The sequence below is a fragment of the Pseudonocardia sulfidoxydans NBRC 16205 genome (assembly GCF_007989085.1).
GTDB lineage: Bacteria > Actinomycetota > Actinomycetes > Mycobacteriales > Pseudonocardiaceae > Pseudonocardia > Pseudonocardia sulfidoxydans.
Genome location: NZ_BJVJ01000099.1, coordinates 1 through 18,925, shown reverse-complemented (window position 1 = coordinate 18,925; position 18,925 = coordinate 1). Strand labels below are relative to the sequence as shown.

19 protein-coding genes are annotated in these 18,925 nt (G+C 73.3%); 9 read left to right on the top strand and 10 right to left on the bottom strand.

The window, feature by feature from the left end; genetic code table 11:
- The 4 genes from PSU4_RS32615 to rimP all read right to left on the bottom strand — a co-directional run.
- Positions 1–340: translation initiation factor IF-2 N-terminal domain-containing protein (locus tag PSU4_RS32615; protein ID WP_246115396.1), on the bottom strand; the 340-nt coding region annotated here is incomplete at its 3' end.
- Between the two features lie 94 nt (positions 341–434).
- Positions 435–668, bottom strand: coding sequence for a YlxR family protein (locus PSU4_RS27885; RefSeq protein ID WP_246115395.1), 234 nt, complete (start codon positions 666–668; stop codon positions 435–437).
- A gap of 155 nt (positions 669–823) precedes the next feature.
- Positions 824–1,870, bottom strand: coding sequence for a transcription termination factor NusA (gene nusA / locus PSU4_RS27880; RefSeq protein ID WP_147114939.1), 1,047 nt, complete (start codon positions 1,868–1,870; stop codon positions 824–826).
- Entirely contained in the window at positions 1,867–2,397 is a 531-nt protein-coding gene (rimP, locus tag PSU4_RS27875; RefSeq protein WP_147114936.1) for a ribosome maturation factor RimP, read from the bottom strand. The genes nusA and rimP overlap by 4 nt, the downstream gene beginning before the upstream one ends.
- 150 nt (positions 2,398–2,547) lie before the next feature.
- Between rimP and PSU4_RS27870 the strand changes: the two genes are divergently transcribed.
- Both PSU4_RS27870 and PSU4_RS27865 read left to right on the top strand, forming a co-directional pair.
- Positions 2,548–3,051 carry a hypothetical protein gene (locus PSU4_RS27870; RefSeq protein WP_147114932.1) on the top strand — a complete coding sequence of 168 codons (504 nt, stop codon included), beginning with the start codon at positions 2,548–2,550 and terminating at the stop codon, positions 3,049–3,051.
- Positions 3,048–3,533 carry a ferritin-like domain-containing protein gene (locus tag PSU4_RS27865; protein WP_246115394.1) on the top strand — a complete coding sequence of 162 codons (486 nt, stop codon included), beginning with the start codon at positions 3,048–3,050 and terminating at the stop codon, positions 3,531–3,533. The genes PSU4_RS27870 and PSU4_RS27865 overlap by 4 nt, the downstream gene beginning before the upstream one ends.
- Here PSU4_RS27865 and PSU4_RS27860 read toward each other — a convergent pair.
- Positions 3,530–4,552, bottom strand: coding sequence for an aminotransferase class V-fold PLP-dependent enzyme (locus tag PSU4_RS27860; RefSeq protein ID WP_147114926.1), 1,023 nt, complete (start codon positions 4,550–4,552; stop codon positions 3,530–3,532). The genes PSU4_RS27865 and PSU4_RS27860 overlap by 4 nt on opposite strands.
- Positions 4,553–4,740: 188 nt before the next feature.
- On the opposite strand from PSU4_RS27860, the gene PSU4_RS27855 reads away from it, so the two are divergent.
- The gene (locus PSU4_RS27855) at positions 4,741–5,151 is read left to right on the top strand and encodes a YjbQ family protein (RefSeq protein WP_147114923.1); all 411 of its coding nucleotides are present in this window, start codon (positions 4,741–4,743) and stop codon (positions 5,149–5,151) included.
- A 178-nt stretch (positions 5,152–5,329) separates the two neighbouring features.
- On the opposite strand, the gene PSU4_RS27850 is transcribed toward PSU4_RS27855, so the two are convergent.
- Both PSU4_RS27850 and PSU4_RS27845 read right to left on the bottom strand, forming a co-directional pair.
- Positions 5,330–6,130 carry an intradiol ring-cleavage dioxygenase gene (locus PSU4_RS27850; RefSeq protein WP_147114920.1) on the bottom strand — a complete coding sequence of 267 codons (801 nt, stop codon included), beginning with the start codon at positions 6,128–6,130 and terminating at the stop codon, positions 5,330–5,332.
- A gap of 151 nt (positions 6,131–6,281) precedes the next feature.
- Positions 6,282–8,027, bottom strand: a complete 1,746-nt coding sequence (locus PSU4_RS27845) for a proline--tRNA ligase (RefSeq protein WP_147114917.1) — start codon at positions 8,025–8,027, stop codon at positions 6,282–6,284.
- 79 nt (positions 8,028–8,106) lie between these two features.
- On the opposite strand from PSU4_RS27845, the gene PSU4_RS27840 reads away from it, so the two are divergent.
- Entirely contained in the window at positions 8,107–8,805 is a 699-nt protein-coding gene (locus PSU4_RS27840) for a (2Fe-2S) ferredoxin domain-containing protein (RefSeq protein WP_147114912.1), read from the top strand.
- Here PSU4_RS27840 and PSU4_RS27835 read toward each other — a convergent pair.
- The 3 genes from PSU4_RS27835 to PSU4_RS27825 are packed head-to-tail and all read right to left on the bottom strand — an operon-like array spanning position 8,792 to position 11,888.
- The gene (locus PSU4_RS27835) at positions 8,792–9,409 is read right to left on the bottom strand and encodes an MSMEG_1061 family FMN-dependent PPOX-type flavoprotein (RefSeq protein ID WP_147114910.1); all 618 of its coding nucleotides are present in this window, start codon (positions 9,407–9,409) and stop codon (positions 8,792–8,794) included. The two genes, PSU4_RS27840 and PSU4_RS27835, sit on opposite strands and share 14 nt — an antisense overlap.
- 16 nt (positions 9,410–9,425) lie before the next feature.
- On the bottom strand, positions 9,426–10,550 hold the full coding sequence (metX, locus tag PSU4_RS27830; protein WP_147114907.1) for a homoserine O-acetyltransferase MetX: 1,125 nt from the start codon (positions 10,548–10,550) through the stop codon (positions 9,426–9,428).
- Between the two features lie 24 nt (positions 10,551–10,574).
- Positions 10,575–11,888: a bifunctional o-acetylhomoserine/o-acetylserine sulfhydrylase gene (locus PSU4_RS27825; protein ID WP_147114905.1), complete on the bottom strand. Its 1,314-nt coding sequence runs from the start codon at positions 11,886–11,888 to the stop codon at positions 10,575–10,577.
- Between the two features lie 305 nt (positions 11,889–12,193).
- Here PSU4_RS27825 and yaaA point away from each other — a divergent pair, with 305 nt between their 5' ends.
- From yaaA to PSU4_RS27800, 5 genes are all read left to right on the top strand, one after another.
- The gene (gene yaaA / locus PSU4_RS27820; RefSeq protein ID WP_147114902.1) at positions 12,194–12,943 is read left to right on the top strand and encodes a peroxide stress protein YaaA; all 750 of its coding nucleotides are present in this window, start codon (positions 12,194–12,196) and stop codon (positions 12,941–12,943) included.
- 133 nt (positions 12,944–13,076) lie between these two features.
- Entirely contained in the window at positions 13,077–14,192 is a 1,116-nt protein-coding gene (locus tag PSU4_RS27815) for a polysaccharide deacetylase family protein (protein ID WP_147114899.1), read from the top strand.
- Positions 14,193–14,394: 202 nt separating this feature from the next.
- Complete coding sequence (locus PSU4_RS27810; RefSeq protein WP_147114896.1) at positions 14,395–16,005, top strand: ABC-F family ATP-binding cassette domain-containing protein; 1,611 nt, start codon at positions 14,395–14,397, stop codon at positions 16,003–16,005.
- A gap of 271 nt (positions 16,006–16,276) precedes the next feature.
- Positions 16,277–17,245 carry a serine protein kinase RIO gene (locus PSU4_RS27805; protein ID WP_147114893.1) on the top strand — a complete coding sequence of 323 codons (969 nt, stop codon included), beginning with the start codon at positions 16,277–16,279 and terminating at the stop codon, positions 17,243–17,245.
- 368 nt (positions 17,246–17,613) lie between these two features.
- Positions 17,614–18,925 (top strand): DEAD/DEAH box helicase (locus PSU4_RS27800; RefSeq protein ID WP_246115393.1); only part of this gene is annotated, 1,312 nt, incomplete at its 3' end.

Sequence of the window (18,925 nt, the reverse complement as noted above, 5' to 3'; positions counted from 1 at the left end):
CAGGGGCCGGCGCCGCGGGGGCGGCCGGCTCGGCTGCGGCCGGTCGCGGCGCGGGCGGACCCGGACGCGGACCGGGGCCGGGACGCGGACCGGGCGTGGGGGCGCCACCGGACGGGGCCGGGGACGAGGGGCGCGGACGTCCGCCGCCACCGCCGGGGATTCCGCGGCGGCTGTTGCCGTTGCCGGACACCGAGTCGCGCAGCTTGCGCGCCACCGGGGCCTCGACCGTCGACGACGGGGACTTCACGTACTCGCCCAGCTCCTGAAGCTTGCTCAGGACCTGCTTACTGCTGAGACCGAGCTCCTTCGCGAGCTCGTGTACACGGGCCTTGCCTGCCACTGCACTCCTCTAATTCCGGAGGCCGGGCGGCAGGATCCGCTCGACCTCGAACCTAGTGTCGAAGCACGTTCATGGTGCGATCTTCACGACTGGCTCATGACGGGTCGACCTTGCTTCCTGGTGTGTCGAGCGCGGGAGTCTCCCGTGCCCCGTGGGCCTGGAGGTGGGACCGCACCGCAGCGGTGTCCAGCGGACCCGGTACGCGTAACGCACGCGGGAACGCCGAGCGACGCTCGGCGCGGTCGAGGCACTCCGGATCGGGGTGCAGCCAGGCACCTCGGCCCGGTAGCCGCCGCCGCGGGTCAGGGGTGAGAACCCCGTCGACCACGACGACACGCAACAGACCACAGGCCTGCACCTTGGTCCGGCACCCGACGCATGTCCGCACCGGTCCGGCTCCGGTGCGGGCACCGGTTCCGGCAGGCGGACGATCAGGAGTCGGCCCCTGGCAGCGGGCCGGTTGTGAGTGTAGCGCGTCGCCGATCAGCCGACCGACTCCGTACCCGTCGCCCCGGCCACCTCGGCCGTCTCGTCGTCGGTGAGGTTGCGGGGGTCGGCGTCGCTGCGGATGTCGATGCGCCAGCCCGTCAGCCGGGCCGCCAACCGGGCGTTCTGCCCTTCCTTGCCGATCGCGAGCGACAGCTGGAAGTCCGGCACGACGACGCGCGCGGTGCGGGTCTTGGCGTCGATGACCGTGACCGACACCACCTTCGACGGGGACAGCGCGTTGCCCACGAACGTCGCCGGGTCGTCGGACCAGTCGATGATGTCGATCTTCTCGCCGGCGAGCTCGCTCATGACTCCGCGCACCCGCGCCCCCATCGGGCCGATGCAGGCACCCTTGGGGTTCACACCCGGCACGGTCGAGCGGACCGCGATCTTGGTGCGGTGCCCGGCCTCGCGCGCGACGGCGACGATCTCCACCGACCCGTCGACGAGCTCCGGGACCTCGAGCGCGAACAGCTTGCGGACGAGGTTGGGGTGCGTGCGGCTCAACGTGATCTGCGTGCCGCGCGCCCCGCGGGTCACGCCGAGCACGAAGCACTTGATGCGGTCTCCGTGCTGGTAGCGCTCGCCGGGGACCTGCTCGGTCTGCGGCAGCACACCCTCGGTCTGCGACCCCGACAGCGAGACGACGACGACACCGCGGGCGTTGGCGCGCGAGTCGGCCTGCACCTCGCCGGTGATGATCTCGCCCTCCTTCGCGGAGAACTCGCCGAAGGTGCGCTCGTGCTCGGCGTCGCGCAGGCGCTGCACGATGACCTGCCGGGCCGTGGTGGCCGCGATCCGGCCGAACCCCTCCGGGGTGTCGTCCCACTCGCGGTCCACCGAACCGTCCTCGCCCAGCTCCTGGGCCATGACCCGGACCAGCCCGGACTTGCGGTCGATGTCGATGCGCGCGTGCGCCTCGTGGCCGTCGGTGTGCTTGTACGCGGTGAGCAGCGCCGTCTCGATGGCCTCGATGACCATGTCGAACGGGATGTCCTTGTCGCGCTCGATCGCGCGCAGGGCGGCGATGTCGACGTTCATACCTCGTCCTCCGTCCGCTCCACACGCCCGCCGAGCTTCTCGACCTCGGCGTCGGGCGCCTGCTTGAACTCCACCTGCACCAACGCCTTCGCCACCTCGGCGTAGGCCAGCGACCGCACCGACCCGTCGACGAGCAGCGCGACCTCGTCCTCGCCCGCTTTGCCGACGCGACCCGTGAGCTTGCCACCGTCGGCCAGCGTGACCTCGACCAGGCGCAGGTAGGCCTTGCGCCAGTGCCGCGGCAGCGTCAGCGGCCGGTCGATGCCCGGGGAGGTGACCTCGAGGGTGTACGAGCCACCGATGAGGTGCTCGTGCTGGTCGAGCTCCGCGGAGGCGGCGCGGCTGAGCTTCGCGATGACGTCGAGACTCACCCCCGCGGTGTCGTCGGCGGAGTCGACGACGACCTTGACCGTGTGCCGCCGGCCCGTCGCGCGGACGTCGAGCTCGTCGAGCTCCAGTCCGGCGCCGGTGACGATCGGCGCCAGCACCTCGTGCAGCTGCCGGCCGACCTGGTCGGGGGTGGGCATTCGGGACAACTCCTGACGTCTTCGGGGGTCTCGGCCGGGGCGGGTCGCGCCCGGCCCGGACGGGCCTGCGCTCGGTGACCGCGCCGTGCCGGTCGGGCCGCCAAGGGTATCGCGACGGCCGTCGGGGGCGGCCTGGCAGGATGGGCCGCCGTGAGTCCCCGCGGCCTGGTATCGCCCCCCGTCCCGGCCGGGCCGGTCCGGCTGACCCGGCGGCGGCTGATCGCACTCGCCGCGCTCGCCCCGGTCGCGGGTGCGGCGCTGTCGGCCTGCGACGGTACGTCCGGCTCCGACGGGCCCGACCCGTTGATCGCGCAGGCCCGCGCCGCCCGCGACGACGCCGAGCTGATCGGAGCCGTCATCACCGCCGCGCCCGCGCTGACCGACCGCCTCACCCCCGTCCGGCAGGCCCGCACCGACCACGCCGCGGCGCTGGAGGCCGAGGTCGCCCGGCTGGCCGGCGGCACCCCGGGGCCCGCCACACCCGCCACGCCGACGGCACCGCCCGCCGATCCGACGACGGCGGCGGTGGTCGCGGCGCTGAAGAAGTCGGCCAACGACGCGGGCGGGCTCGTCGCGACGCTCCCGGCCGCCCGGGTGGGGCTGGTCGCCGAGGTCGCGGCCAGCTGCGCCGCATGGATGCAGGTGCTCTCGTGAGCTCGACCGCGAACCGGGCCGTACCCGCGCAGCAGCGCACGTCGATCGACCAGACCTCGATCGACGCCCTGCAGGACGTCCTGGAGACCGAGCACGCCGCGCTGTGGGCGTACTCCCTCGTCGTCGCCTACCTGCCGACCGACCTCGCCGAGCGGGCCCGGGAGGACTCCGACGCCCACCGCAGGCTCCGCGGGCTGATCGAGCAGACCCTCAGCGACGTCGGTGCACGCCCGGTGTCCGCGCTCCCGACCTACAAGCCGCCGACGCCGGTCACCGACTCCGCCACCGCCCAGCAGCTCGCCGTCGTCGCCGAGACCGACACGCTGGCGGCCTGGCGGTCGGTGCTGGAACGCACGACCGACACACCGCTGCGCGCCGCGGCCCTCGAAGCGCTCGTCTCAGGCACGGCCCGGTGCACGCGGTGGCGGACGTCGGCGGGGATGACCCCCGTCGTGCCGACCTTCCCGGGGCGGACCGCCTAGACCAGCGCGTCCACGGCGCGGTCGAGGTCGTCGGCGGTGTTGTACAGGCCGAACGCCAGCCGCGCCCCGCCCGCGCGGGCCGACGCCGCCACCCCGGCCGTGGTGAGCCGGTCGATCGCGCCCGGCGCACCCACGCTCACGATCGCCGACCCGGTCGGCGCCATACCGACGGCCATGCGCAGCGCGTCGGCCAGCCCGGCGCAGTGCGAGTGGACCGCTGCCATGTCCAGCCCGGCCAGCCACGGCAGCGTCCCCGCCGCGCCGACCTGGCACGTCCACGCCGGCGAGACGTCGAACGCCCGCGCGTCCGACGCCAGGTTCGGCGGCAGCCCGTACACGCCCTTCCACGGGTCCTCGCTCGCGTACCAGCCCGCGAGGTGCGGCACCGCCTCCACCTCGGGCCGCAGCGCCATCCACGCCGTGCCGCGCGGCGCGAGCAGCCACTTGTACCCGCCGCCCGCGACGACGTCGGCCCACGCCAGCGACAGCGGCAGCCAGCCTGCGGCCTGCGTGACGTCGAGGACCACGAGCGTGCCGTGGGTCTCGCGGACCTCGCGCAGGCCGTCGAGATCGGCGACCCGGCCGTCGGCGGACTGCACGACGCTGACCGCGACGACGTCGGCCTCCGCGGCGGCCTCGACGAGCCGGGCAGGTGGCGCCTCGGTGACCGTGACCCCACGCCCGGCCTGCACGGCGAACGGGAACGAGACGCTCGTGAACTCCCCCTCCGCCACGACGACCCGCGCGCCGTCGGGCACGGCCGCCGCGATCGGCCCGAGCAGCTGCGACACCGCCGTCCCGATCGCGACCCGGTCGGCACCGACGCCGACGAGCTCGGCGAACGCGGCCCGCGCCGTCGCGACGGGGGCGTCGAACTCCGGCGGTGAGCAGCGCCCGCTCCCCCAGCGCCGTACCGACTCGAGGACCGCCTCCGTGACCCGCACCGGCGGGATGCCGACACTTGCGGAGTTGAGGTAGCCGTCGGGGACGTCGAAGCTCTCGCCGAACGCGGTACGCACCCGCCCGACGCTACCGCCCGCCCGTCGCACCCCGGTGTGTGTACGAACGGCACAGTGCTGCAATTCAGTTGCGCGACTGTGCCGTTCGGGCAAGAGGGGCGTTCTGCACGAGCGGCCCTTTCGCGCAACTCAGTTGCGCGACTGTGCCGTTCGTTCGCTGCGTCCCCGGCGCCAGTACCGTCGGCCCCGTGCACAGCGAGCTGATCGAGATCCGGACCGGGTCGTCGGAGACCGTGCGCGATCTCGGCGGCGAGATCGACACCTACCTGCGCAAGGCACTCGCCGGCGACGGGCTGCTCAACATCTGGGTGCCCCACGCCACGGCCGGGCTGGCCGTCATCGAGACCGGCGCCGGCAGCGACGACGACCTCCTCGCCACCCTGCGCGACCTGCTCCCCGCCGACGACCGCTGGCGCCACCGCCACGGCAGCCGCGGCCACGGCCGCGACCACGTGCTCCCGGCCATCATCTCGCCGTCCGTGACGGTGCCCGTGCTCGGCGGGCAGGCGGCGCTGGGCACCTGGCAGTCGGTGTGCCTGGTGGACACCAACGTCGACAACCCGGTGCGGACGGTGCGGCTGTCGTTCCTGCCGCACTGACCTGCCGCACTGAGGTCCCGCACTGAGGTCCCGGCCCCGTCACACCGGGAGCCGACCCACCGTCCGCGCGCAACCTCACTGTCGAGTTTCCGCGCGTCAGCAGCAGTGAGGTTGCGGCCGACGGCTCGAGTGCGTGCCGGTCCCGTGTCTCGGAGGCGGCGGTCCACCTCGTGACGGGTCAGACGACCACCGGCAGGCTCGCCGTGTAGCCGGACGCGACGTCGCCGGTCATGGTCGCGAGCTGGCGGTCCCAGCCGTCGCGGAACACCATGTCGGAGGTCAGCGAGACCTGCGAGAGCGTGCGGACGCTGGAGGAGTAGCCGTCGGTGGCGTAGACGGCCTCGCACGTCTCCTTCGGCAACGCCAGCTGGGTGGTGCGCAGGGCGTTGCCCGACGACGTGGCGTCGGCCAGCGAGCGGTAGATCTCGAAGTGCACGTGCGGCCATCGGCCCTGGTAGCAGGCCGGGAAGATGCTGGTGAACGACAGCGTGCCGGCGTCGTCGGCGGCCTGGACGCCGCGCAGGTAGTTCTCCGCCGTCACCGCGCGGGAGTAGAGGGAGTAGTTGCCGTCGCGGTCGCAGTGCCACAGGTACACCGCGGCGCCCGGGAGGGCCGCGCCGGAGCTGTCGCGCAGGGTGAGGTCGATCCGCATCGGCACGCCCTGCGCGGTCGTGGTCGACGCGCCGAAGCTCGACCGGATGTCGCTGCGGACGATGCCGGCGTGGTCGAGGACGTTGGGGCCGTTGGAGCCGTCGGCCGGGTAGGGGCCACCGGTCTCCTCGGGGATCGCACCGGACCCCTGGGATGCCGCAGCACCTCCAGAGGACGAGGAGGACGAGGAGGACGCCGGGGACGACGAGCACGCCGCCGCCAGCGTCATCGCGGCGCCGCCCGCGAACAGCCCCAGCATTCGCCGACGGCCGAGCAGCCGGGGCAGGTCGCGGGAGATCCCGCCGAAGTCGTCGTGGTCGTCGGACATGCGCGCTCCTGGACAGTGGTGGCGGGGTGTCGCTTCACCACTGTCCCGAATGCACCCCGGCGCCGGCTGGGAGCGGCCTGTGCGTTCGCTGTGCCCAGGCGAGGTCGTGAGTGGCGATGGTCGCTCCAGCGACCATCGCCACTCACGGGGCTCAGCCGCGGACGACCTTCACCAGGTGCTCGATCGCGCCGTCGAGGGCGATCTCCTCGCGCTCGCCGCTGCGGCGGTCCTTGACCTCGATCTTGCCGTCGGCCAGGCCGCGGCCGACGACGACGATCGTCGGCACCCCGACGAGCTCGGCGTCGGCGAACTTGACACCGGGCGAGGCCTTGCGGTCGTCGAGCAGCACCGACAGCCCGGCGGCCTCGAGGTCGGCGGCGACCTTCGCACCGCCCGTCATGATCTCCTCGTTCTTGCCCGCGATCACGACGTGGACGTCGTAGGGCGAGACTGCGCGCGGCCAGATGAGACCGGACTCGTCGTTGCTCTGCTCGGCGACGACGGCGACGAGCCGGGAGACGCCGATCCCGTATGAGCCCATGGTGATGCGGACGGGCTTCGAGTCGGGGCCCAGCGCGTCGAGGGAGAACGCGTCGGCGTACTTGCGGCCCAGCTGGAAGATGTGCCCGATCTCGATGCCGCGCGCCGACTCCAGGACACCTTCACCGTCGGGCGACGGGTCGCCGTCGCGGACCTCGGCGGCTTCGATCGTGCCGTCCGGGGTGAAGTCGCGGCCGGCGACGAGGTCGACGACGTGGTGGTCGTGCTTGTCGGCGCCGGTCACCCACGCGGTGCCGGTGACGACGCGCGGGTCGACGAGGTAGCGGACCCCGTTGGCGGCCAGCGCCCCGGGTCCGATGTAGCCCTTCACCAGGAAGGAGTTCGCGGTGAAGTCCTTGTCCTCCAGCAGCGCGACCTCGGCGGGCGCGACGGAGGCCTCGAGGCGCTTCATGTCGACCTCGCGGTCACCGGGGACGCCGACGCCGAGCAGCTCCCACTCGTCCGACCCCGGCTGCCGCAGCTTGACCAGGACGTTCTTGAGGGTGTCCGCGGCGGTGAACTGCCGGCCGAGGCCGGCGCCGTTGAGGAACGCGACGAGGGTCTCGATCGTCGGGGTGTCGGGCGTGTGGTGCACCTGGGCGGCGGGCTTGTCGTCGATCGGCTGGGCGGGGGGCGCCGGGGTGACGACGGCCTCGACGTTCGCGGCGTAGCCCGAGGCGGACCGGACGAAGGTGTCCTCACCGGTCTCGGCCTCGGCGAGGAACTCCTCCGACGCCGAGCCGCCCATCGCGCCCGACGTGGCGGAGACGATGACGTAGCGCAGCGACAACCGGTCGAAGATCTTGACGTAGGCCTTGCGGTGCAACGCATACGAGTCGGACAGGCCCTCGTCGGTGAGGTCGAACGAGTAGGAGTCCTTCATCAGGAACTCGCGGCCGCGCAGGATGCCCGCGCGGGGGCGCTCCTCGTCGCGGTACTTGTTCTGGATCTGGTACAGGACGACGGGGTAGTCCTTGTACGACGAGTACTCGCCCTTCACCGCGAGGGTGAACAACTCCTCGTGGGTGGGGCCGAGCAGGTAGTCGTTGCCCTTGCGGTCCTTGAGCCGGAACAGGTTCGGGCCGTACTCGGTCCACCGGTTCGTCGACTCGTAGGGGTCGCGCGGCAGCAGCGCGGGGAACTGGATCTCCTGGGCGCCGATGGCGTCCATCTCCTCGCGCACGATCTCCTCGATCCTGCGCAGCACCCGCAGCCCCAGCGGCAGCCAGGAGTAGACGCCCGGCGCGACGCGGCGGACGTAGCCGGCGCGGACCAGCAGCTTGTGGCTGGGCACCTCCGCGTCGGCCGGGTCCTCGCGGAGGGTGCGGAGGAACAGCGACGACATCCTGGTCAACACCCGAGCAAGGGTAGCGACGACCGCTGACGGACCGCGCCCCGGTTACGGCTCACGACCCCACATCGGCTTGGATGTGCGGATGAACAGTCGTGTGGTGGTGCTGGTGGCCCGTCCCACGCCCTCGGGTGTCGACGCCCGGTCGCTCACAGGGCTCGCCGCCGCGGTGGCCGCGACGGTTGCCGATCCCGTCCGCGTCGCCCACCTCGACCAGGCCGAGCCGTCGGTCCACGACGTGCTCGACGAGGTGGTCCGCGACGGCGCCGACGGCGCCCTGCTGGTGCCGCTGGCTGTCCCGGCCGACGCCTACCTGCGCACCTGGATCGGCAAGGCCGTCGCGAACTGGCGCGAGACGCGCGCACCGCTGACCCTCGACGTCCGGCTCGCGGACGACCTCACCGCGAGCGCGGGCGCCGCTGCGGCGGTCGCGGCGCTCACCGCCGGTGCCGGCGAGGAGATCACCGTGTCGCCGGGCAGCTTCCGGGCACCGTCGTGGTCGGAGCTGCCCGGCCACGACCGGCACCTGCTGCTGTGCCGCGGCCCGCGCTGCACCGCGCACGGCGCGGGCGCCACCCACCGGGCGCTGACCGCCGCGACCCGCGACGACCCGCGCACCCTGGTGACGCCGATCGGCTGCCTCGGCCCCTGCAACCTCGGCCCGATCGTGATCGAGACGCCCGGCCACGACCCGGAGGGCACCTGGCACCAGCGCGTGGACCCGACCGCCGCGGCGGGGCTCGCGGCGCGGCGCTCGCCCGTCAGAACCGTCAGTAGCGGTTGAGCTTCGCGTCGGCGGCCAGGGCGGCGTCGATGACCTTGGCCGGGACCTTCACGCCCGGGCGCTGGCTGCGGACGATCTTCCCCGCCGACGGCACCTCCTTGCGCGACGGCCAGGTCGCGGTGTCCCACATGGCCGAACGGGCGAGGGCCTTGCTGCAGTGCAGGAAGAGTTCGTCGACGGTGACCTCGATCGCGAGCGTCGGCGTGGAGCCCTGGACGGTGAGCCGCGGCATCCAGTCGGCCCCGGTGACGATGCGCGCGCGGCCGTTGACGCGGATGACCTCGCCGATGCCGGGGATCAGGAACAGCATTCCGACCTGCGGGTTGACCAGGATGTTGCGCATGCTGTCGACGCGGCGGTTGCCCTTGCGGTCGCCGAAGACCAGTGTGTGCTCGTCGAGCACGACGACGCTGCCCGGTGGGTCGCCGCGCGGGGAGACGTCGCAGGACCCGTCGGCGGCGGACGTCGCCAGCAGGAAGAACGGACTCGTCGCGATGAACCGCGCCGACTCCGGGTCGACGTGGTCGATGGCCTTGTCCGCGATGGCGGCCGGTGGCTCCGAGACGATCTCTCGGAGCTCGGCCTCGGTGCCGATCACCCTCATGTCGGTAAGGGTAACCTTATTCGTGCAGGAGCGACGTGAGGTGTGATCCGACCACCTCGTCCTCGATCAGGAACGCGTCGTGGCCGTACGGGGCGTCGATGACCTTGAGCTCGGCGCCGGGGATGCCCTCGGCCATCTCGATCTGCTGCTCGAGGGGGTAGAGCCGGTCGGAGTTCACGCCGGCGACGAAGGTCCTCGCCTTGACCCGCGCCAGCGCCGCCGCGACCCCGCCGCGGTCGCGGCCGACGTCGTGGGCGTTCATCAGCTCGGTGAGCCGGACGTAGGAGCCCGCGTCGAATCGGCGCACCAGCTTCTCGGCGTGGTGGTCGAGGTAGGACTCGACGGCGTAGCGACCGCCGTCCCACGGGTTCTCGCCGTCCTGGGCCTCGCGGCCGAAGCGGGTGGTGAGCTCGAACCCGCTGCGGTAGCTCAGGTGCGCGATCCGTCGGGCGACGCCGAGACCCGCGTGGGGTCCCTTGCCGGCGGGCAGGTCGTGGTAGTCGCCGCCGTTCCAGCCGGGGTCGGCGCGGATCGCGGCGAGCTGTGGTGAGGCCCAGCCGATCTGGTCGGCCGAGGTGGCGGCGGGCGCCGCGAGGACGAAGAGTCTGCGTACCCGCTCGGGCTGCGTCGCGGCCCATTCGAGGGCCCGCATGCCGCCCATGGAGCCACCGATCACGCACGCCCAGGTGTCGACGCCCAGTGCGTCGGCGAGGACGGTCTCGGCGGCGACGGTGTCGCGGGTGGTGACGATGGGGAACCTGCTCCCCCACGGCACCTGGTCGGGCGCGGTCGAGGACGGGCCGGTGGACCCCTGGCAGCCGCCGACGACGTTGGGGGCCACGACGAACCATTCGGCGGGGTCGAGCGCGCGGCCCGGACCGACGAGCGCCTCCCACCAGCCGGCGGTGGGGTGCCCGGGGCCGGCCGGCCCGGCGATGTGGCTGTCGCCGGTCAGTGCGTGCAGCACCAGCACGGCGTTCGAGCGGGCGGCGTCGAGCGTGCCCCACGTCTCGTAGGCGATCCGGACGTCGGGCAGTTCGCCACCGGCCTCCAGACGCAGGGTGCCGGGCAGCTGCACCCACTGTCGGCGGCCGGGGTCGTCCCCCTCCCGCCAGGCACCGCTGGCGGGAGGGAGGACGATTCGTTCAGGGATGATGACGGCCTCTCAGGCGCCCTTGGCCGCGCGGAAGCCCGCTTCGAGGTCGGCCTTGATGTCCTCGATGCCTTCCAGACCGACCGACAGCCGGATCAGGCCGGGGCCGACACCCGATGCCAGCTGCTCCTCGCCGGAGAGCTGGCTGTGGGTGGTGCTGGCCGGGTGGATGACGAGGCTGCGCACGTCGCCGATGTTGGCCAGGTGGCTGTGCAGCTCGAGGGCGTCGACGAACTTCTTGCCCGCCTCGACGCCACCGCGGATGTCGAACGCGACGATCGCACCGACGCCGCGCGGCAGGTACTTCTGGGCGGCCGCGTGCCACGGGCTCGACGGCAGGCCGGCGTAGTGGACCTTCTCGACCTCGTCGCGGGCCTCGAGCCACTCGGCGACGGCCTGGGCGTTCTGCACGTGCCGCTCGATGCGCAGCGACAGCGTCTCGATGCCCTGGATGAGCAGGAAGCTGTTGAGCGGCGCGATGGCCGGACCGATGTCGCGCAGCAGCTGGACGCGGAACTTGATCAGGTACGACAGCGGGCCGAGCGCCTCCCAGTAGTTGAGGCCGTGGTAGCTCGGGTCCGGCGTCGTGAGGCCCGGGAAGGCCGCGGCGTGGGTGCCCCAGTCGAAGTTGCCCGAGTCGATGACGATGCCACCGATCGACGTGCCGTGGCCGCCGAGGAACTTCGTGGCCGAGTGGACCACGATGTCGGCGCCGTGCTCGATGGGCCGCACGAGGTAGGGGGTGGGCACCGTGTTGTCGACGATCAGCGGGATACCCGCCTCGTGCGCGGTGTCGGCGACGCCCCGGATGTCGAGGACGTTGCTGCCCGGGTTGCCGATGGTCTCGGCGTAGAAGAGCTTGGTGTTCGGCCGGACCGCGGCGCGCCACTCGTCGAGGTCGTCGGGGTTGTTGACGAACGTGACCTCGATCCCCAGCTTCGGCAGCGTGTAGTGGAACAGGTTGTACGTTCCGCCGTAGAGCGCGGCGCTGGAGACGAAGTGGTCGCCCGCCTCGGCGATGTTGAGGATCGCCAGCGTCGACGCCGCCTGGCCCGACGCGACGGCGACGGCCGCGATGCCGCCTTCGAGCGCGGCGACGCGCTGCTCGAGGACGTCCTGCGTCGGGTTCATGATCCGCGTGTAGATGTTGCCCAGCTCGGCCAGCCCGAACAGCGCGGCGGCGTGGTCGCTGTCACGGAACGTGTACGAGGTGGTCTGGTAGATCGGGGTGGCCCGCGCGCCGGTGGTCGGGTCGGCGGTGGCGCCGGCGTGGACCTGCTTGGTCTCGAAGGACCATGCTGCGGTCGGGTCGGTGGGCTCGGTCACGATGCAACTCCTGCGTCGGTGCGAGGTACAGCTGGACGGGTGTCGAGCGCGACCGGATCTGAGCATCCGGCGCGACGGACCGGCCGACGGTCGCCTGGGGCCTGTGTGATCGACCCCGGTGCGAGCGTCCGCGCTCAGGCGGACCGGGGACGTCGGCGGGTCGAGTCAGCGGCAACAACAGGCCGTGCTCGTGACCCGCATGTTGTCGACATGCAGGCGTGCCACGAGGTAGATCACCAAATGAAAATATCTGGTGCCGCGGCGCCCGCACAACCGGCCCCACCTGGTTGGTAGCGTCGTCCGCCGTGCTCGTGCTGCTGCCGCCCTCGGAGACCAAGCGCATCGGTGGCGACGGGCCCCCGCTGCGGCTCGACGCCCTGTCGTTCCCCGAACTCGCCGGGACGCGCAAGGTCCTCGCCGACGAACTGGTCGAGCTGGCGGCGGACGTGCCCGCCAGCCGGGCCGCGCTCGGGCTGTCGCCGCGGCAGGACGACGAGGTCGCCCGCAACGCCGCGCTCTGGTCGTCACCCACGCTGCCGGCCCTGCACCGCTACACGGGGGTGCTCTACGACGCGCTCGACGTGACGTCGCTGCGCGGTGCCGCGGCGGCCCGCGCACGGGCCCGGCTGGCCGTCGGTTCCGCCCTGTTCGGCCTGGTCCGAGCGGGCGATCCGATCCCCGCGTACCGGCTTTCCGCGGGGTCGGCCCTGCCTGCGGGCGGGACGCTCGCGGCGCGGTGGCGGCCCGTCCTCGACCCGGTGCTCGCGGCGGTGGCGGCGGACGAGCTGGTCGTCGACCTGCGGTCGGGCTCCTACGCCGCGCTGGGGAAGGTGCCCGGCGCCGTCGACGTCACGGTCCTCGCGGAGAAGCCGGACGGCAGCCGCTCGGTCGTCAGCCACTTCAACAAGGCCCACAAGGGTGCGCTCGCCCGGGTGCTCGCCGGGACCCGGGCCGAGCCGACCGACGCCGCCGGGATCGCCGGCATCGCCCGGCGGGCGGGGATGCGAGTGGAGAGACCCGCACCGTTGTCGCTCGCCGTGATCGTCGCGGCCTGACCGTCCCCGGAACAGGCGACCACCGTCCGACGACAACATCCGCGACACGCCCAGAACTGTGTCCGATTCGGTCGGGTCCGCCGGTAGCGTCAGGATGCGGTACGGCCCGGCCCGCGGGCCCGAGCGGAGGGCCATGCGGACCCGGAGCAACCTGGCGATACTCGTCGCACTCGTCGCGGCAGGGCTGTTCCTGACGATGGCGCTGACCTCTCCGAAGGCCGAGGTCGACGGCGTGGCCGGCGCGGCGGGCACGCCGGCCGGGGATCCCCCGCCGCCGTCCCCGCCGTCCCCGCCGGAGTGGATGCGGCCGCTGCACCCCGGGGAGCGGCCGCCGCAGTTCGTCCTCTTCTCCTTCGACGGCGCCGGTTCCGACTCCCACTGGAAACGCGTCCTGCCCCTGGCGCAGCGGTCCAACGCGCGGTTCACCGGCTTCCTCACCGGCCTCTACCTCGTCCCCAACTCCGAACGCACCCGCTACACCGGTCCCGGGCACACCCCCGGCAAGTCGTCGGTCGGGTTCGGCGGCACCGAGGCCGACATCGCCACCCGCATCGGCAACCTGAAGACGGCGCTCGCCGCGGGCCACGAGATCGGCACCCACTACAACGGGCACTTCTGCGCGGGCGCCGAACCGTCCGGCGCGAAGTGGACCACCGCGCAGTGGAACTCCGAGCTCGACCAGTTCTTCCGTTTCGTCCGCGAGGCACCGGGCCTCGACCTGCCCGACGGCACCGTCAAGGGCGGGCGCACCCCGTGCCTGGAGGGGAAGAAGGACCAGTTCTTCCCGGCGATGTTGACGCACGGGATGGTCTACGACAGCAGCGGCACGGCCGGCTCGCTCGCCTGGCCGTCGAAGGTCGACGGGGTCTGGGAGTTCCCGATGCCCTCGGTCACCGTCACCGCGCTGGACAAGCGGGTGATCATGATGGACTACAACCTCTGGTTCTCCATGAACGGCGCGAAGGACGAGCCCGAGAAGGCGTCGCTGTTCACCGAGTGGACCGTCGCCGCCTACTTCAGGGCCTACGACGCCGCGTACGCGGGGAACCGGGCCCCGCTCGTCGTCGGCAACCACTTCAACGACTGGAACGGCGGCGCGTTCAGCACCGCCGTCGAGACGTTCATGGGCGAGGTCTGCCTGCGCCCGCAGACGGTCTGCGCCACCTACGGGCAGGTTCTGGAGTGGATGGGCCTGCAGGACCCCGCGATCCTGGCCGCGCTGGAGGCCGAGCCGCAGCCGCGGCCGTGACCCTGTGAGTGGCGATAGTCGCTATAGCGACTATCGCCACTCACGACCCGGATAATCACTTGCCGCCCGTCGTAGTGTGGGCAGCGCACTGATCGCCGCACGGACGGAGCAGGGATGACGGGCAGGGACCGCGCCACCGGGTGACATCTCCCCGGGGGCGCTCCGCGACGTTCCGTCGTCCCTCGTCCCGTGAGGTTGTCGCGTGCCCGATCCCTCGATCGTCTGCTCCGCTCTGTCCTACGTCCTGCCCGACGGCACCGTCGTCCTCGACGACGTGTCCTTCGCCGTCGGCCCCGGCCTGACCGGGCTCGTCGCCCCCAACGGCGCCGGCAAGACCACCCTGCTGCGCCTCGTCGCCGGCCTGGCCACGCCCACGACGGGCGCCGTCACCGTCGACGGGACCGTCGGTCTGCTCCCCCAGGAGCTGCCGTTCACCGCCGACCTCACCGTCGCCGAGGTGCTCGGCGTCTCCGACACACGAGCGGCGCTGGCCGCCATCGAGTCCGGCGACACGGGCGAGGAACACTTCGCCACGATCGGCGACGACTGGGACGTCGAGGAGCGCAGCCGCGCCGAGCTCGACCGGGTCGGACTCGGCGACGTCGACCTCGGCCGGAGGCTCGACACCCTCTCCGGTGGGCAGGTCGTGTCGCTGGGCCTCGCCGCGCTGCTGCTGCGCGGACCGGACGTCCTGCTGCTCGACGAGCCCACCAACAACCTCGACCGCGACGCCCGGGAGCGTCTGTTCGCGGTGCTCGACGGTCGGCCGGGGTGCGTGCTCGTCGCCAGCCACGACCGCGAGCTGCTCGACCACGCCGACCGCATCGCCGAGCTCGGCCGCGACGGCGTGCGGGTGTTCACCGGCGACCTCGCCTCCTACGAGGACGCCGTCCACGTCGAACGGGAGGCGGCCGAGCGCGCCGTCCGGTCCGCCGAGCAGGACGTGAGGCGGGAGAAGCGGGCGATGCAGCTGGCCCGCGAACGTGCCGACCGCCGCGCCAACACCGCCGCCCGCGGGGTCGCCGACGCCGGGCTGCCGAAGATCGTCGCCGGGAAGCTGAAGCGGAAGGCGCAGGAGTCGGCGGCGAAGTCCGACCGCACCCACGGCGACCGGGTCGGCCAGGCCCGCACCCGCCTCGACGACGCCGAACGCGCCCTGACCGACGACGCGATGCTCGTGCCCGACCTCCCCGACACGACGGTGCCCGCCGGCCGCACGGTCGTCGCGGCGCAGGGGGTCCGGGTGCGTGAGCTGTTCGGTGGCGGCGTCGACCTGACCATCCGCGGACCCGAGCGGATCGCGCTCGTCGGCGCCAACGGCTCCGGCAAGTCGACGCTGCTGCGTGTCCTGTCCGGGGAGCTCGTCCCCGACGCGGGCGAGGTCCGGGGCGCAGGCGGACGGGTGGCGCGGCTCTCGCAGCGGCTCGACCTGCTCGACCCGTCGCGCAGCATCCTGCAGAACCTGGAGGCGGTGACCGACGGGATGCCGCTGTCGCAGCGGATGACGTTGCTCGCCCGGTTCCTGTTCCCGGGCGACGAGGCGCACAAGCCTGTCGCGGTGCTGTCGGGCGGCGAGCGGCTGCGCGCCACCCTGGCCTGCGTGCTGCTCGCCCGGCCCGCGCCGCAGCTGCTGTTGCTCGACGAGCCCACCAACAACCTCGACATGGTCTCGACGGCGCGGCTCGCGAGCGCGCTGCGGGCGTTCCGGGGCGCGTTGGTGGTCGTCAGTCACGACGAACGCTTCCTCGCCGACGTGGGCGTCGACAGGCGGGTGGCCCTGGGGCACGGCGCCCTGACCGACGCAGCCCCCTGACCCGAGAGATCCGCGCGCAACCGCACTGCTGTTCCCGGCGCCGGGAACAGCAGTGCGGTTGCGCGCGGTAAATGCGTTGCGGGCCGGACGCGCGTTCCGCGACCATCGTCGTCGGCCGGAAGAAGCCGGATGACGACGCGACCCAGGAGGTGCCGGATGTCGACCGCCGCCCGGGACCTGGCACGTCCTCGTCCCTTCCCCGCCCCACCGCGCGACCTCGTGCGCCCGTAGCGCACCCCGGTGGGGCCATCCGGTCAGGAGACCCACCACAGTGTCATCCCACGATCGTTCGTCCACCCGCGGCCGGCCACGGCGCCGCCGCTTCGACGACGAGCACGACCCCGCCGACGACGCGTACGTCTCGCGCCGCCGGCGACGCAGCACCGGCCCGACCCCGCCACCCGCCGAGCTCGACGGCCGCGCGGGCGAGGACGTCGACGGCCCACCCGAGGGCGACCGCTGGTCGACCTGGGACGGCGCCGACAACGGCCCGCAGCCACGCCCGGACTGGGTGGTGACGGCCACCGGCGCCGTCGACACCGAGCTCGGCGTCCTCAAGACCGGCAAGGAGGCCGACGTCCACCTGCTGCACCGCGGGGTGCCCGGCGAGCCCGGAACCCTGTTGGCGGCCAAGCGTTACCGCTCCTCGGAGCACCGGATGTTCCACCGCGACTCCGGGTATCTGCAGGGCCGGCGCGTGCGCCGGTCGCGCGAGACCCGGGCGATGGCGTCGCGGAGCGACTTCGGCCGTGACCTGCTCGCCGGGCAGTGGGCGCGCGCCGAGTTCGCGGCGTTGTCCACGCTGTGGTCGGCGGGCGTGCCGGTGCCGTACCCGGTGTCGGTCGACGACACCGAGGTGCTGCTGGAGTTCATCGGCGACGGGGAGTCCGCGGCCCCGCGGCTGGCGCAGCTCCGCCCGGGCGCAGACGAGCTCGCCGATCTCTGGCGGCAGCTCGGCGAGGCGTTACGGGGGCTCGCCCGGCACGGCCTCACCCACGGCGACCTGTCGGCGTTCAACCTGCTGGTCCACCGCGGCCGGCTGGTGATGATCGACCTGCCGCAGGTCGTGGACGTCGTCGGCAACCCGTTCGGTCCCTCCTACCTGGGCCGTGACGTCGACCGGGTCGCGGAGTGGTTCGCCGCCCGCGGGCTCCCGGACGCCGCCGCGGCGCAGGAGTCGCTGCTCGCGGACCTGATGGCCGAGCTGGGGATCACGGGGCCGGGAACGTCACACCCGTGAGGTCGTGGCCGGGCGCTCGGGTAGTCTGACCATGAGCGTCCGGCCCGGCCGAACCACGGCCCGGTGACCCCGCGTGGGTCGCACCCCGTTGTGGACGCGTCCGAAGCTTCATCCCCTGTGGGCGCTGCGTTGCGCCCGGGCTCGTCCCCGCAACAGCCCGCCCGTCCTCGTCGACGGGCGCGGCCGGCTCCGTGCGACGTGCCACGTCCGGAGGTCCTTTCTTGGCTCCCCAGCAGGCCCGTTCCTCGGGTCCCGCCGATCGTTCCGCCCGTTCGGGTTCGGGTCGTCCCCGTCCCCAGCGGTCCCGTGGCCGTGGTCGTGGCGGCGACCGTCGCCCCGCCGCGGCCCCCACCCGTTCCGCCTCGCCGATGCCGGTCGAGGAGCTGTGGACGGCGCCCGAGTCGGGCATGCCGTCGTTCGCCGACCTCGGCCTGCCCGAGCCGGTGCTGCGCGCGCTCGACGCCGAGGGTTTCACCGCACCGTTCCCGATCCAGGCGGCGACGCTGCCCGTCACGTTGAAGGGCCAGGACCTGCTGGGTCGCGGCCAGACGGGCTCCGGCAAGACGCTGGCCTTCGGCCTGGCGCTGCTGTCGCGGCTGGCCGGGGGCCGCGCGACGGCCCGCAAGCCCCGCGGTCTCGTCCTGGTGCCCACGCGTGAGCTGGCGCAGCAGGTCGTCGACGCGCTCGACCCGTTCGCCCGCGCGCTCGGGCTGCGCACCGCGGTCGTCGTCGGCGGGCTGTCGTTCAACCGGCAGGCCGACGCACTGGCCCGCGGGGTCGACCTGCTGGTCGCCACCCCCGGCCGGCTGACCGACCACACCACGCAGCGCACCGCCGACCTGTCCGCCATCGAGGTCACCGCGCTCGACGAGGCCGACCGCATGGCCGACATGGGCTTCCTCCCCCAGGTCCGGGCCATCCTCGACCTCACCCCGGCCGACGGGCAGCGGCTGCTGTTCTCCGCGACGCTCGACGGCGACGTGGCCGCGCTGGTCACCCGGTACCTGCACGACCCGGTGACCCGTGCCGTCGCGTCGGCGCGCGCGGCCGTCGACACGATGGACCACCACACGCTGCTGGTCGACTCCGCCGCGAAGGCGCGGGTCGTCGCCGAGATCGCCGCCCGTGAGGGCCGGACGATCCTGTTCGCGCGCACCAAGCACGGCGTCGACCGCTGGGTGCGCAACCTGCGGCGCGACGGCATCGTCTCCGTGGGCCTGCACGGCGGGAAGTCGCAGAACCAGCGCAACCGCGCGATCGCCGACTTCAAGGAGGGCCGCACCCCTGTCCTCGTGGCCACCGACGTCGCCGCACGCGGCATCCACGTCGACGACGTGAGCCTCGTCGTGCACATCGACCCGCCCGCGGACCCGAAGGACTACCTGCACCGCGCCGGCCGCACGGCCCGCGGCGGCGAGTCCGGCACCGTCGTCACGCTGGTCACGCCGGAGGAGCGTCGCGATGTCGACGCCCTGACCCGGCAGGCCGGGGTGCGCCCGACGGTGCACGACGTCTACCCGGGCGCGCAGTCGCTGCGGGCGGTCACCGGCTCGCGTGAGCCCAGCGGTGTGGCCGTCGTCGAGCCGAAGCCGGTGCAGGCCACACCGCGCGGTCAGGGCCGGCGGGCCCGCGGCCGCCAGGGCGGTGGCGCCGCCGCGGGCCAGGCCGGCGGGCGCGGCG